The 14126-nt window shown below is 65.2% G+C and carries 14 protein-coding genes; 11 read left to right on the top strand and 3 right to left on the bottom strand.

The genetic code is table 11. From position 1 onward, the window contains the following. Positions 1–66: 66 nt before the first annotated feature. Genes CLM60_RS19260 through CLM60_RS19245 form a run of 4 tightly spaced genes read left to right on the top strand, consistent with a single transcriptional unit; the run spans position 67 to position 3923 of the window. On the top strand, positions 67–1167 hold the full coding sequence (locus CLM60_RS19260) for an ABC transporter substrate-binding protein (RefSeq protein ID WP_095590683.1): 1101 nt from the start codon (positions 67–69) through the stop codon (positions 1165–1167). 43 nt (positions 1168–1210) lie between these two features. Further along, entirely contained in the window at positions 1211–2089 is an 879-nt protein-coding gene (locus CLM60_RS19255; protein ID WP_095590682.1) for an ABC transporter permease, read from the top strand. Then, positions 2086–2874, top strand: coding sequence for an ABC transporter permease (locus CLM60_RS19250; RefSeq protein WP_095590681.1), 789 nt, complete (start codon positions 2086–2088; stop codon positions 2872–2874). The genes CLM60_RS19255 and CLM60_RS19250 overlap by 4 nt, the downstream gene beginning before the upstream one ends. Then, positions 2874–3923 (top strand): ABC transporter ATP-binding protein, encoded by a 1050-nt coding sequence (locus tag CLM60_RS19245; RefSeq protein WP_095590680.1) that lies wholly within the window; start codon positions 2874–2876, stop codon positions 3921–3923. Before CLM60_RS19250 ends, CLM60_RS19245 begins: the two co-directional genes overlap by 1 nt. A 10-nt stretch (positions 3924–3933) precedes the next feature. Here CLM60_RS19245 and CLM60_RS19240 read toward each other — a convergent pair whose 3' ends face one another. Both CLM60_RS19240 and CLM60_RS19235 read right to left on the bottom strand, forming a co-directional pair. Continuing rightward, positions 3934–4683 (bottom strand): COG3904 family protein, encoded by a 750-nt coding sequence (locus CLM60_RS19240; protein ID WP_095590679.1) that lies wholly within the window; start codon positions 4681–4683, stop codon positions 3934–3936. Further along, positions 4676–5965, bottom strand: coding sequence for a hypothetical protein (locus CLM60_RS19235; RefSeq protein ID WP_095590678.1), 1290 nt, complete (start codon positions 5963–5965; stop codon positions 4676–4678). Before CLM60_RS19235 ends, CLM60_RS19240 begins: the two co-directional genes overlap by 8 nt. Before the next feature lie 169 nt (positions 5966–6134). Between CLM60_RS19235 and CLM60_RS19230 the strand changes: the two genes are divergently transcribed. The 7 genes from CLM60_RS19230 (at position 6135) to CLM60_RS19200 (ending at position 13020) form a co-directional block, all read left to right on the top strand. Continuing rightward, entirely contained in the window at positions 6135–6293 is a 159-nt protein-coding gene (locus tag CLM60_RS19230) for a DUF2256 domain-containing protein (RefSeq protein WP_095590677.1), read from the top strand. Continuing rightward, the gene (locus CLM60_RS19225; RefSeq protein WP_095590676.1) at positions 6290–7429 is read left to right on the top strand and encodes an FAD-binding domain-containing protein; all 1140 of its coding nucleotides are present in this window, start codon (positions 6290–6292) and stop codon (positions 7427–7429) included. The genes CLM60_RS19230 and CLM60_RS19225 overlap by 4 nt, the downstream gene beginning before the upstream one ends. Before the next feature lie 336 nt (positions 7430–7765). Next, positions 7766–10117 carry a TonB-dependent receptor gene (locus CLM60_RS19220; protein ID WP_245848497.1) on the top strand — a complete coding sequence of 784 codons (2352 nt, stop codon included), beginning with the start codon at positions 7766–7768 and terminating at the stop codon, positions 10115–10117. 69 nt (positions 10118–10186) lie between these two features. Next, the gene (locus CLM60_RS19215) at positions 10187–10870 is read left to right on the top strand and encodes a Fe2+-dependent dioxygenase (protein ID WP_095590675.1); all 684 of its coding nucleotides are present in this window, start codon (positions 10187–10189) and stop codon (positions 10868–10870) included. 2 nt (positions 10871–10872) lie between these two features. Further along, positions 10873–11700 (top strand): tonB-system energizer ExbB, encoded by an 828-nt coding sequence (exbB, locus tag CLM60_RS19210; RefSeq protein ID WP_245848495.1) that lies wholly within the window; start codon positions 10873–10875, stop codon positions 11698–11700. 4 nt (positions 11701–11704) lie between these two features. Continuing rightward, positions 11705–12166, top strand: coding sequence for a TonB system transport protein ExbD (exbD, locus tag CLM60_RS19205; RefSeq protein WP_095590673.1), 462 nt, complete (start codon positions 11705–11707; stop codon positions 12164–12166). Further along, on the top strand, positions 12166–13020 hold the full coding sequence (locus CLM60_RS19200; protein ID WP_095590672.1) for an energy transducer TonB: 855 nt from the start codon (positions 12166–12168) through the stop codon (positions 13018–13020). The genes exbD and CLM60_RS19200 overlap by 1 nt, the downstream gene beginning before the upstream one ends. On the opposite strand, the gene CLM60_RS19195 is transcribed toward CLM60_RS19200, so the two are convergent. Then, positions 13007–14104, bottom strand: a complete 1098-nt coding sequence (locus CLM60_RS19195) for an alpha-hydroxy acid oxidase (RefSeq protein WP_095590671.1) — start codon at positions 14102–14104, stop codon at positions 13007–13009. The two genes, CLM60_RS19200 and CLM60_RS19195, sit on opposite strands and share 14 nt — an antisense overlap. Between the last annotated feature and the right edge of the window lie 22 nt (positions 14105–14126).

The raw sequence follows: 14126 nt of genomic DNA, 5'->3' as shown, positions 1-14126 counted from the left end.
CGATAGGTCAAAAAAATTCCAAACAAAGCGGCACATTTAGCGCGCCGTTCAACAGGGGAGAATGAAATGAAGATCAAAACCATGCTGAAGGCCACGGCCTTCGCTGTGGCGGCGGCTGCGACTCAGGCAGCGGCGCAGGACATGTCCGAGCTGGCCACCGCGGCCGAGGCCGAGGGGATGCTGTCGACCATCGCGCTGCCGCACAGCTGGTGCGGCTATGGCGACGTGATCGCCAACTTCAAGGCGAAATATCCCAATATCGAGGTCAATGAACTGAACCCCGATGCGGGTTCGGCGGACGAACTGGAAGCTGTGCGCGCCAACAAGGGCAATACCGGCCCGCAGGCACCCGATGTGCTGGACGTTGGTTTCGCATTCGGGCCCCAGGCCAAGGGCGAAGGCCTGACCATGGCGCACAAGGTTGCCACCTGGGACACGATCCCCGACAGCGCCAAGGATGCTGACGGCCACTGGTACGGCGACTATTACGGTGTGCTGTCCTTCGTGGTGAATACCGACCTGGTCGAGAACGTGCCGCAGGACTGGAGCGATCTGCTGAAGCCGGAATACGCCAATGCGGTTGCGCTGGCCGGTGACCCGCGCGCATCGAACCAGGCGATCCTGGCGGTGATGGCGGCGGGCATGGCCCAGGGCGGTGCCGCGGGCGAAGGTTCGGGTCAGGCGGGCCTCGATTTCTTCAAGGCGCTGAACGAGGCGGGCAATTTCGTGCCGGTCATCGGCAAGGCGGGTACGCTGGCGCAGGGCGCGACGCCCATCGTCATCGCCTGGGACTATAACGGTCTGGCCTGGCGCGACACGCTGGAAGGCAACCCGCCGCTCGAGGTCGTGGTGCCGAAATCGGGCGTCGTCGCGGGCGTCTATGTCCAGGCGATCAGCGCCTATGCCCCGCATCCCAGCGCGGCCAAGCTGTGGATGGAATACCTTTATTCCGACGAGGGCCAGCTGGGCTGGCTGAAAGGCTATTGCCACCCGATCCGCTTCAACGACCTGGCCGCCAATGGCGCCATCCCGCAGGAACTGCTGGACGCGCTGCCCCCGGCCGAGGCGTATGAGGCCGCGACCTTCCCGACGCTGGATGAGCAAGCCGCCAACAAGTCGGTCGTGACCGGCGGTTGGGACAGCGTCGTCGGCGCGAACGTGCAATAAACGCATTGCCCCATCCGGTCTGACCCGGGTGGGGCCATTTGCCATGGCATCCATCACCGAACCGAAAACGCGCCGCGACGCGCTGCCGCTGGCCTGGCTGGGGCTGGTCCCCTTCGCGATCTTCGCGATCCTGTTCCTGATCCTGCCCACGATGTATATCGTCGTCGGTGCGTTCCAGACGGCCGAGGGCGATGCGACGCTGGCCAATGTGCGCAACCTGTTTCAGCCGTCGATCCTGTCGGCCTATTGGATCTCGATCCGGATTTCCTTTGCCACGGCCTTTCTGGGCTGCCTGATCGGCTTTGCCATCGCGGCGTCGATCACGCTGGGCGCCTTGCCGAAGTTTATCCGTGGCCCGGCAATGACCTTTTCCGGAGTCGCGTCGAATTTCGCCGGTGTGCCGCTGTCATTCGCCTTTATCGCCACGCTGGGGCGGGTGGGGCTGGTGACGGTGCTGCTGCGCGAATGGTTCGGGGTGAACATCTATGCCTTCGGGTTCAACCTGCTCAGCTTCTGGGGGCTGACGCTGGTCTACCTGTTCTTCCAGATCCCGCTGATGGTGCTGATCATCACCCCCGCGCTGGACGGGCTGAAAAAGGAATGGCGCGAGGCGTCGGATATTCTGGGGGCCACGGGTCTTCAATACTGGCGTATGGTGGTGCTGCCGATCCTGACGCCGTCGCTTCTGGGGACATTCGCGCTGCTTTTCGCCAATGCCTTTGGGGCCGTGGCGACCGCCTATGCGCTGACGGGCTCGTCGCTGTCGATCGTGCCCATCGTGCTGTTCGCCCAGATCCGCGGTGACGTGTTGCAGGACCCCCATCTGGGCTATGCGCTGGCCTTTGGCATGATCGTCGTGACCGGCATAGCCAACGGGCTTTATGTCTGGCTGCGGGCGCGCACCGAAAGGTGGACGCAATGAAGGTGAAATTCTGGTCCTGGGCGGCCTTCCTTCTGGGGCTGCTTTATTTCGCGCTGCCGCTGATCGGCACGCTTGAGTTTTCGCTGCGCAAGCGGCGGGGGGAATATTCGCTCGACGCCTATCGCTGGGTGTTCGAGGACCCGAAATTCCGCGAGACATTTGGCTATTCCGTCGTTATGGCGCTGTTGACCATCCTGGTGGGGGTGCTGATCGTGGTGCCCACGGCCTATTGGGTGCGGCTGCGCTTTCCGCGCCTGCGTCCGGTGATCGAATTCATCACCCTGCTGCCGCTGGTCATTCCGCCCATCGTGATCGTCTTCGGCTATATCCGGCTTTACAACACCTCGTCCTGGTTGCCGCTGACCGGTTCGGCCCGCGGCACGGATTTCCTGTTGATGATGGGCTACGCCACGCTGTCGCTGCCATACATGTATCGCGCGGTGGATACCGGGCTGCGCAGCATCGACGTGCGCACCCTGACCGAGGCCGCGCAGATCCTGGGCGCGGGCTGGGTCACCATCCTGGCGCGGGTCATCATGCCGAACATGGTGATCGCCATCATGTCGGGCGCGTTCCTGACTTTTGCCATCGTGATTGGCGAATTCGTTCTGGCCGCCCTGCTGAACCGTCCCGCCTTCGGGCCATACATGCAGCTGATCGGTGCTAACCGCGCCTATGAACCCGCCGCGCTGGCGGTCATTGCGTTCTCGATCACCTGGTTCTGCATGGGGCTCATGCAATTCTTCAGCCGTTTTTCCGCGCATGCCCGCGCCAAGAGGTCCTGATGTCATTTCTTCAAATCGCACAGCTTCAGAAATCCTTTGGGCAGACCCGGGTGGTCAAGGATTTCAACCTGGATATCGAACGGGGCGAGTTCATCTCGCTGCTGGGGCCGTCGGGTTGCGGCAAGACGACCGTGTTGCGGATGATCGCGGGGTTCGAGACGCCCACCGCCGGGGTGATCCGCATCGGCGAGCAGGACGTGACCGCCCTGCGCCCGAACCAGCGCAATGTGGGTATGGTGTTTCAGTCCTATGCGCTGTTTCCGAACCTGACAGTGGCGCAGAACGTCGCCTTTGGCCTACGGGTGACGGGCATGTCCAAAAGCGCGCGCAAGGAACGCGTGGCCGAGATGCTGGACCTGATCGGGCTGGGCGCATTCGGCCCGCGTTACCCGTTCCAGCTGTCGGGTGGTCAGCAACAGCGCGTGGCGCTGGCGCGCGCGCTTGCGGTACAGCCGCAGGTTCTGTTGCTGGACGAGCCGCTGTCTGCGCTGGACGCACAGATCCGGATTTCCCTGCGCGACGAGATCCGCGAGATCCAGCGCCGTCTGGGCATCACCACCGTTTTCGTGACCCACGACCAGGAAGAGGCGCTGTCGATCTCCGACCGCGTCGTGGTGATGAGCGGCGGCATCGTCCAGCAGGTCGGCGCGCCCTATGACATCTATTCGACCCCCGCCAACCGGTTCGTGGCCGAGTTCGTGGGCCGTCTGAACCTGATCGACGGGCAGGTGCTTGCGCCCGCTGATGGCCGCGTGCGCATCGGCGAGGCCGAGGTCACGCTGGGCCGGGCGCTGACGCCGGGCACCGTGCCGCTTGCCCTCAGGCCCGAGGCGATCCGCCTGGGCGCCGATTCCGGGCGCGAGATCACCTTTACCGGCCCGGTCGAGAATGTGCATTTTCTGGGCTCGGTCATCCGCATCGAAACCCGGTGGGGCGGGGCGCCCATTCTGCTGGATACGTTCAACCGCATCGACCAGCCGCCGCCGAAGATCGGCAGCGATGTGGCCTGTTCGGTGGCCGCGCGCGATCTGATCGTTCTGGACAGCTAGGGCGTGCGGTTCAGTCGGTGACGACGTTCCAATCCGACAGCTCTTCGGGGGTCAGGATATAGATCTCGTTTGCGGGGGTCGACATGGCGGGACCCATGATCCGCAGGTCGATGCCCATGTCGTCCAGATGATCAAGAACCCCCGCCTGGCCGCGCTGAATATCCTCGACCGCCAGAAACGCGGGCAGGATGGTGGATTCCCCGAAACTGTGCTGATGCACGCCGAACCGCGCGTCTTCGGCCACGCGGCGGGTCGTGCCACCGACAAAGACATAAGGGCAGGCCGACATGCAGACCGCCCCGTCGCGCAGCCGCGTTTCCGCGCCGATCTCGCGCAGGGTGCGTCCCAGTTCAAGCGCATCGGTCACGCTGCCGCCGGGGCTGTCCAGCGTCACGATGGCGGGCGATTGCTGGCGCAGTTCCGCGGCGATCCGCGCCCCGTCGCCGGGGGTGATCGCACCGCGCAGATGCAGCGCGGCCTGGTCGTCGATCCGCAAAGGCTCGGCGATCAACCGGCGCGGCATGTCGGGGCTCATGCCCGGGCCGGGATTGGCCGGGTCGCGCGGGCGGTAATGGCGGGTCTGGTCGCCGGGTCGGGTGGGCTGGTCCAGCTCGGGCGCAGATGTCGGCTGCAACATGCGCGGCAGGGCCGGGCCAAGGTCGAACAGCACCAGCAACAGCGCGATGCCGATCTGGCCCCCCAGAAGCCAACGCAACAGGCGATGCGGCGTGGCCGCGCGCGGCGCGCTGCCCTCACTCACCGCCGGGTTTCCTGAGCGGGACCGGCCCGAATGCCTCGTCCGCGTCCTCCTCTTCGGGCTGGGAAGGCTCGACGCCCCGCACCTCGGCGGCCTCGACCTGGCGCAGGGCGATGACGGCGGCGCGCAGCTCGGCGACGGTCATGGCATCCTCGGGCGTGGCGGGCTCGCGGCCCGTCCGGATCGCCGCCTGCGCCACCGCGACGATCAACACCAGAACGGCGGGCAACAGGTCAATCGCGATGGCCCCGGCCCAGGACGGCGCGAAATTGCCCGCATAGCGGATCACCGCATCGGCGGTCGAAATGGGTGTATAGACGACCTCGGCCGCGGGCTCCAACGCCAGCACCTCGGCTGCGGCGGCCTGGAGCGTCTGCGCACGCTGGGCCAGCACCTCGAGCAGGGAGGAGATCGTTGCCTGCTGCGCGGCCTGGCCGCCCGCATCGCTGGCATCCAGTTGCGGCATGATCACCGATTGCGACAGGTCGCGCGCCGTGCGGTCCACCAGCCCGGCGACAGACAGCTGGCGCAGCGCGGTGATCACACCGGCCAGACGCACGGATTCCTCGGAAAATTCGACGCCCCGATCATCGACCGGTCCCGGCGCCACGGTCAGCGCGCGCATCCGGCTGAGGATCGCGTTGCCCTCGGCAAAGGCGGCGGCGACGGGGGCTTCCTGGGCGGCGATCAGCTCCTCCAGCGCCGAAAGCTCATCGGCCTTCTGGGTCAGGATGCGAAAGACCGCGCCGCGTCCGGCCAGCCCCGACAGCCCGCCCACGGCCTCTTGCTGCGACAGGTCCTGAAACCCCTGGCGCGTGCGCCCGACATCCAGCCGCAGCGCCTGTCCCTGCAACGCGATCTCATGCGCGCGTTCCAGCGAGGCCTGGTATTCCTGTACCGTGCGGGCCAGATGCTGTTCGACCGCTGCCGACCCCGCCAACGCGGCGGCGTTCAGCCAAGACGACATCGCGACAATCGCCGCCGATCCCAGCCCCATCGCCCCCACCAGCCACAACCGCGACGCCGCGCTGCGCATCGCGGGCAGCAGGCGCATCAGATACGACCAGAAGACGAAGATGCCGGTCGACACCGCCGCGCTATAGGCGACCGAGGCAAAGAGCGACAGCGCGCCGCCATCGTCCAACAGGCCCCGCACCCCCAGATAGGTATAGATGCCCGACGCCACCGCCAGCACCCCAAGCGCGGCCGAGGTGAACCCGTCAAGCCATTGCAGATGCCCCTCGATCACGCGCGCATGACGCAGGCCGGATGTGTTTCGATCCATGTGCACTCCTTCGCTAAGGAAAATGGGTTTTGCGGCGCAGAAGACAAGGCGCGGGGAAATCCCGGGCCCTGCGCCGCACCGCGCCCGGTGATCCGGTGGCGGGCTTGTCGCGTAATCGGATCAGGGCGCCGGCGGGCCGCTTTGGCGCCGCCGCAAGCTGATGGGACACATGAAGAAAGCCAATCTGCCAACGAAAACCTGCGTCGTCTGCCATCGGCCCTTTGCCTGGCGCAAGAAATGGGAAACCGTTTGGGACGAGGTCAGGTATTGCTCGGCCCGGTGCCGCCGCGACCGGCATCTGGCCAAGGACAAGGCGGACAAGCCATGAGGTTCGTGCCAACCCGCGCCGCCGGTCTGTCGCGGCTGGCCGAGTTCCTGCCCGCTGCCGGGCGCGCCTATCGCGAGGGGCGCAATTTCGACCTGTCGGCGGGAACCCGATCCGTCACCGCGCAGATCTCGCCCTGGTTGCGTCATCGCCTGTTGTCCGAGTGGGAGGTGCTGGAGGCCGTGCTGTCCCACCACCCCGCCGATGCCGCGATGTCCTTTATCCAGGAGGTGTTCTGGCGCGGATATTTCAAGGGCTGGCTGGAACAGCACCCGACGGTCTGGGCGTCCTATCGGCACGGGCTGGCTCAGCACCAGTCAGATCTCTCCGCCGACTACGCCGATGCGATCCATGCGCGGACCGGCATCGCCTGTTTCGATCACTGGTGCAACGAACTGCGCGACACCGGCTATCTGCACAACCACGCGCGCATGTGGTTCGCGTCGATCTGGATCTTCACCCTGCGCCTGCCGTGGGAACTGGGCGCGGCGTTTTTCCTGGACAATCTGAGCGATGGCGATCCGGCCTCGAACACGCTCAGCTGGCGCTGGGTGGCCGGGCTGCATACCAGCGGAAAACCTTATCTTGCGACGGCCGAGAATATCGCGCGGTTCACCGGTGGGCGTTTCTTTCCGCAAGGACAATTGAACGAAGCGGCGGCCCCGCTGACCGAACGGGTGGCGCATGACCGGACCCCGCTGCGCCCGCGCAGCGTGGTCGCCGGGCAGGGGATGCTGCGGCTGGTGACCGAGGAGGACTGCCTGCACGGGCTGCCGGGGTGCAAGGATCACGCGGGCATGCTGGGCATCGTCTCGCCCCAGGCATCGGGATTTGCCCAGGCTGCTGTCCGCGCGACCTGCGACGCGCTTGGCGGCGACACCCATGTCGGCCACGGGTGGGGGCGGGCCATCGCCCAGGCGGCCCACCGCGCGGGCACGCGCGATGTCGTGACCGCCCATGTCCCGACGGGGTTCGTGGCCGACGGCCTGCATCAGGCCCGCGCGACCCTGCGCGCCCAGGGGATCACCCTGCACCAGGTGCTTCGCCCCTATGACGCGCTGGTCTGGCCACATGCGGACCGCGGGTTCTTCAAGCTGAAGAAACAGATCCCCGCGCTGCTGGCGGCACTGCCGGGCTGAAAACCGTCTTGGCACGGGGAGCGCAGGCTTTTGATAACAGGGCGGTTTCATCCGGTTTCCAGTAAGCTTTCGCTTTTTCTTACAAATTTTGTAGGTTAAAAGCCCGCAACTACGATTCGCCATCCACGACCTCGGTTCAGACAGCAGTTCGTACAAAAACGTTCTGTCTGTTGCGGAACAAAAAACTGAACGAGGGATATGGAAATGCGCACATTGAGACAGGGGTCGCACGCGGCCCCGACGGGCCGTAACGGCGCGAAGGCTACACTTTTCGGTGCATCACTGACGGCCGCCTGTTTTGCCGGACATGCATATGGACAGGAAACCGAAGGCGGGGTGATCGTTCTGCCAACGGTCGAGGTCGAAACGACCGAAGCGCCCGCACCCGCACCGCGCGCGGCGGCTACGCCGCGGCGCAATGCGACAGCACCGCAACGCACGGTACAGGCGCCGCAGGTCTGCACACCCGAACTGGCCGGCACGCCGGTCTGCGCCGAACAGGAGGCTGCCGAACGCGCCGCTGCCGAAGCCGCCGCAGCCGCCGAGGCCCGCGCGCGCGCAGGCACCAACCCGAACGCCGACCCCGATGCGCCGTTCAAGGCCGACCGCCTGACCAATTCCAAGCTGCCGGGCGAAGTCAAGGACATCCCCCGCACCGTGACCGCGATCACCCAGGAAACGCTGGAAACCACCGGTACCACGTCGATCCGCGAACTGGCGCGCAGCACGCCGGGTATCTCGCTTGGTTTCGGCGAAGGCGGTAGCTCGTTTGGCGACAACATCTATATCCGCGGCTTCAAGGCCAACAACGACATCTATGTCGATGGCGTGCGCGATCCCGGCATTTCGGTGCACGAGACCTTCAACACCGAGCAGGTCGAGGTGATCAAGGGCCCGGCGGGCACCGTTGGCGGGCGTGGCACCACCGGCGGCGCGCTGAACATCGCGTCCAAGAAGCCGCAGGATGTCGACTTCTTCCACACCACGACCAAGGTCACCAGCGCAGGCACCAAGCGCCAGACCATCGATTTCAACTGGGGCGAAAACGACAAGCTGCAATTCCGTCTGAACGGTCTGCTGCAGGAGGGCGAGATCGCTGGACGTGAAAACGTTGAGGATGATCGGACCGGTCTTGCCGGGGCGCTGCGCTATCGCTTCTCGCCCTCGGTCACGGTCGAGGCGGACTATACCTATACCAAGATCGAACAGACACCGGACTGGGGCGTGCCCTATGTCGCCGATGGGGATCTTGGCGACGGCATCGACATTCCCAATGGCCCGGTCACAGAATTCGGCGTGGATCGTGACACGTTCTATGGTGTCGACGGCCGGGATTTCCAGAAGGTCGAACAGCATATCGCCACCGGTCGTCTGATCTGGGACATCGCGCCCGATCTGACGTTGACGAACACGTTGCGGGCATCGACCTCGATCAACGATTTCGTGCTGACCGCCCCCAGCAGCGTCACCGACAACGGCTCGACCAACCCCGAGGACTGGACCGTCGGGCTGAGCTTCAAGAGCCGCTATCAGGAAACCGATGTCATCTCGAACGACCTGGAACTGGCGGGCCGATCGGACTGGATGGGTCTGAACCACCAATGGGTGACGGGGGTGAGCCTGTCGCGCGAGGATGTGAAATACACCGGCTATGACAACCTGACATCCGAAGACTACCAGCCGCCCGCAGGTCAGCGGGGTTGTACCGTTTCGGTGATCGATCCCGATCCGTCGGATTGTTGGGCCGGTGCCTCGCCGGTGCGGCAGGACACCTTCACCAAAACGCGCGTGGATACCGCGTCGTTCTATGTGTTGGACACGGTGGACCTGACGCCGCAATGGACGGTCAATGGCGGCCTGCGGGTCGATCATTATGATATCGAGCGCAGCGGCTTTGCCCGCGACGGTTCGGCCTATGTCTATGACCGCAAGGACACGATGCTGAACGGCAATATTGGCGTGACCTATAAACCGCGCGAGGACCTGCGCTTCTATGCGGCGGCGGCCACGTCGACCAACCCGATGGGGCAGGAGATCGCAGCCGGTGGTGGCTCCTACGGCGGTCTTGACGAGGGCGGCCAGGACCTGGCGCCCGAGCGCAACACCTCCTATGAATTCGGCGCGAAATACGAGCTGAACGAGCATCTGCTGCTGACCGCGGCGCTGTTCCAGACGACCAAAAGCAATGCGCGCGAGGATATCGGCCCGCGCGGTGCATCGGTGACGCAGGACACGCTGAAATACCGCATGCGCGGCATCGAGCTGGGCGTCGCGGGCAAGGTGTCGGACCGGTTCGGCTTGTTCGGCGGTGCGGTGTTCATGGAAAGCGAGGTTCTGGAAAGCGACGATGACGAAGCGGTCGGCCTGCCGCTGGCAACCATCGCGCATGAACAGTTCAACCTGCTGGCCACCTATGATTTCACCGACACGCTGATGCTTGGCGTTCAGGCGAACTTCATGGGCAAGCGCGATCTTGGCACGACCGTTCCGAACGAGAACAGCCTGCCGTCCTATTGGACCTTCGACCTGGTGGGTTCGTATCAGATAAACGACACCGCCGCAGTGCGCTTCGGCGTCGATAACCTGACCGACGAGACCTACTACGACACGGCCTATCGCTCGGGCGAGCCCTTCACCTATGTCGGTCCCGGACGCGAGATCTGGGCCGCGCTGGAAATGAAGTTCTAAGGTCTTTTTACCCACAGGCGGGGACGGCGCATCATGGCCGTCCCCGCCCCCTTGCAGAACGGAGCGCGCATGCTGATCACCATTCCCCGGGTCTTCGACAAGGACGAGGTCCGCGCGATCCGCGCGCGCCTGGATGCCGCCGATTGGGAAGACGGCAAGAAGACCGCAGGCGCACAGTCGGGCCAGGTCAAGAACAACCGGCAACTGCCGCCCACCGGCGACACCGCGCGCGAGCTGGGGCAGCTGATCCTTCAGCGGCTGGGCCAGACCCCGTTGTTTCTGTCCGCGGCATTGCCGCAGCGCATTCTGCCGCCGATGTTCAACCGCTATGAATCCGGCGAGACTTTCGGCGTGCATGTCGACAACGCCATTCGCACCAACCCCTTCAATGGCGAACAGCTGCGCACCGATCTGTCGATGACGCTGTTCTTCTCGGAGCCCGAAGAATACGAGGGCGGCGAGCTTTATGTCGAAGATCACTACGGCACGCAGCAGGTCAAACTGCCGGCGGGCGACATGGTGCTTTATCCGTCGACCTCGCTGCACGAGGTGACGCCGGTCACCGGCGGGGCGCGGGTTTCGTCATTCTTCTGGCTGCAAAGCATGGTTCGCTCGAACGAACAGCGCACGATCCTGTTCGATCTGGACCAGACGATCCAGGAGCTGGCGATGCGACTGGGAACCGACGACGCCGAGGTCGTGCGCCTGACCGGCATCTATCACAACATGATCCGCCAATGGACCGAGGTTTAACCGTGCACCGTTTGATATTTCCCCTTTCCGCGCTGCTGGCAACGCCTGCGGCGGCCCAACAGGCCGACGGCATGATCGCCGCCGGGCGCGCCACCGTTGGCGCCTGGCTGGCCGAGGCCGGGCACGATCACATGTCGCCCGTGGGCATGTACCTGGCCGCCGATGTGGTGGTGAAGGCGGTCATGATCTCGCTTGCCGTGGCATCGGTTCTGGTCTGGGCCGTTTTCATCGCCAAACTGGTGACATTGGCGGCAGCGAAGCGACGCCTGCGCCAGAACTTCGCGCGGCTGGAGCGCGCAGGATCATTGGACGCGGCGCGCGCGATCTTCGCCCGGCGGCGCGGCGTTCTGGGCAGCATGGTCCGCGCGGCCCTGTCCGAACGGGAGCGGTCCGGCGATGCCAGCGCGGCCGGGATCAAGGAGCGCACCGAAAGCGCCCTGTCGCGGATCGAAACCGGGGCGGCACGCGGCATGGGCGTGGGCACGCCGATCCTGGCCATCACTGGATCGACGGCTCCGTTCATCGGTCTGTTCGGCACCGTCTGGGGCATTATGAACAGCTTCATCTCGATCGCCGAGACCAACACAACCAACCTGGCCGTCGTGGCGCCCGGTATCGCCGAGGCGCTGCTGGCAACCGCCATCGGGCTTGTGGCCGCGATCCCGGCGGTCATTTTCTATAACCTCCTGGTGCGTGGGATCGGCGGGTATCGCGTGATGCTGGGCGATGCGGCGGCGTTGGTTCAGCGCACATTGTCGCGTGACCTCGATCTGGCCGCGCATGCGGCCAAGACCCAGCCGGTCACACCGCTTCCCCAGGCGGCGGAGTAGTCAGATGGGTGCGCGTCTGGGCGCCGATGACGGCGACGATCTGGTGGAAAACGCCGAGATCAACATCACGCCCTTCATCGACGTGATGCTGGTTCTGCTGATCATCTTCATGGTCGCCGCGCCGCTTTCGACGGTCGACATCCCGGTCGAGCTGCCCGTGGCGGTGGCCGAGGCGCCGCAGCGCCCTTCGGAGCCTGTGTTTATCACGCTGGCCGAGGATCTGAGCCTGTCCGTGGGTGAGGCCGACGCGACGCTGGACTCGCTGGTGATGGAGGTCGGTATCGCCACGCGGCTTAACCGCGACGAGCGGCTTTACATCCGCGCCGACAAATCGGTGCCCTATGGCGAGCTGATCGCGGTGATGAACGTGCTGCGCGCCGAAGGTTACCTGAAGGTCGGGCTGGTGGGGCTGGACGAAGCCACCACCCCCGCCGAACCCGCGCAATCGGCCCCGGAGCCTGAGTGATGAGCCTGGCCTATCGCGGTGGCACCGGCTTTTCGCTTGTGGCGTTGACGGCGGTTGCGGTCAGCGCCGGGGCGCATTTCACGGTGCCTGCGCTGTTGCTGTCCCGCGCGCCCGCGCCCCCGCCAGAGCTTCGGCAAACGGAGACAGGCGTTCAGGGCGCCATTATGTTCGATCTGTCGGATATCATCGCCGCCCCATCGGATGCAGGCGAAGACAGCGCCGAGATGGCCGAGGCCGAAGAGGCCCCGACCGTCACCGAAAGCCCTGAAGCGGTCGACCCGGCCCAGGCCAATGACGACCCGATCCTGAACCAGACCCCCTATGTCGATCCCGAAGACGATCTGAAGTTCGGCGTCGCCTCGCCCGACCCGGTTGAAGAGACCGAGGAAACGGCGCATGAGACCGCCGCCGAATTCAAGGAGGAACAGATCGAAGAACCCTCTTCCCTGGGCGCCACCGCCGCCGATGCCGCGCAAGCCTCTGTTTCGGGGATCGAGGCCGAGGCGCAGGCCGACAAGGCTCAGGCCAGCAGCGAGGGGCTGACCGCAGAGGAGCTGGAGCAGATCACCGAATGGCAGAAATCCGTCGTTCTGCGGATCGCCAAGGCCAAGACCTATCCCAAACTCGCCCGCAAGAAAGGGATCGCGGGCGAGGTGCGGGTGAAATTCACCATTGACCGCTATGGCAATGTGATCAGCCGCGCGGTCGAAACCTCTTCGGGCTACCCGGTTCTGGATCAGGCGGCGCTGAAAGTGTTCGATGATCTGGACAAGCTGCCAACCCCGCCCGGGCATCTGTCGGGCGACAGCTTCACACTGATGATCCCGCTGAATTACAGCATCAAGAAGGGCTAGCACCGAACCGGTGACGCACCCGGTCGGGTGTGATCTGATCCAGCGTCGCGCAGCCTGCCAGCGCCATCGCAATTTCAAGCTCGTCGCGCAACAGGCGCAGAACGTGGCTGGCCCCCTGTGCGCCGCCGACGGCCAGACCGCAGGCCACAGGGCGGCCCACCAGGACCGCCCGCGCCCCAAGGGCCAGCGCGCGGAACACATCGACCCCGCGCCGGATGCCGCCATCCATCAGCACCGGGACGGCACCATCGACGCGGGCGACGACCCCGGGCAAGGCCGAGATCGTCGAGACCGCCCCATCCAGCACCCGTCCGCCATGGTTTGAAACGATCACGCCCGCAGCCCCGGCCATGACCGCGCGTTCCGCATCATCGGCGGCCAGGATGCCCTTGATCAGTACCGGCAAGGGAGATGCGCCGCAGAACCAGGCGACATCTTCCCAGACCGGCAGAATATGCGCGATCCGGTCGAACAACGCGGACTCGCCCTCGGACAGCGGGGTGAACCGGGGCTGTGACAGTCCGGCAAGGTTGGGCAGATCCTGCATCTGTGGCGGTTGAAAGCCGGTCAGGATCTCGTGATCCCGCACCCCGGAAACGGGCGCATCGATGGTCAGCGTGACGGCCCCGAACCCCGCCGCTGCGGCGCGTTCGGCCAGCGCAAGGGTCTGTTCACGGCTGCCCTGCCAATAGATCTGGAACCAACTGCAACCGTCCCCGGCCGCGCGGACCCGTTCCATGGGCTGGCTGGCCTGCGCGCTGAGGACCATGCCCAGCCCTTGGGCGGTGGCGGCGGCAGCGGTGCCGCGCTCGGCGTCCGGATGCAGCAAGGATTGGAACGCCATCGGGGCGACAAGGATCGGGCTTGCCATATCCTGATCGCAAAGCCGCAGGCGCGTGTGCCCGCCCCGCAGGTCGCACAATCCGCGCGGCAGAAGTTCCACCCGGTCCAGATCGCTGCGGTTACGGCGCATTGTGGTTTCTGCGCCCGCCCCATTCAGGAAATAGGCCGTGACCGCGTCGGGCAACCGGTCCTGGGCCAGCGTCATGTATTCGCTCAGCAATCTGGGAAGTTCTGGCGCCATCACCCTTGTCCATCCATATCCG

The organism is Actibacterium ureilyticum (assembly GCF_002285435.1).
GTDB classification, from domain to species: domain Bacteria; phylum Pseudomonadota; class Alphaproteobacteria; order Rhodobacterales; family Rhodobacteraceae; genus Actibacterium_C; species Actibacterium_C ureilyticum.
Note: the sequence above shows the minus strand (reverse complement) of the source record. Positions and strands in the feature narration are given on the sequence as shown.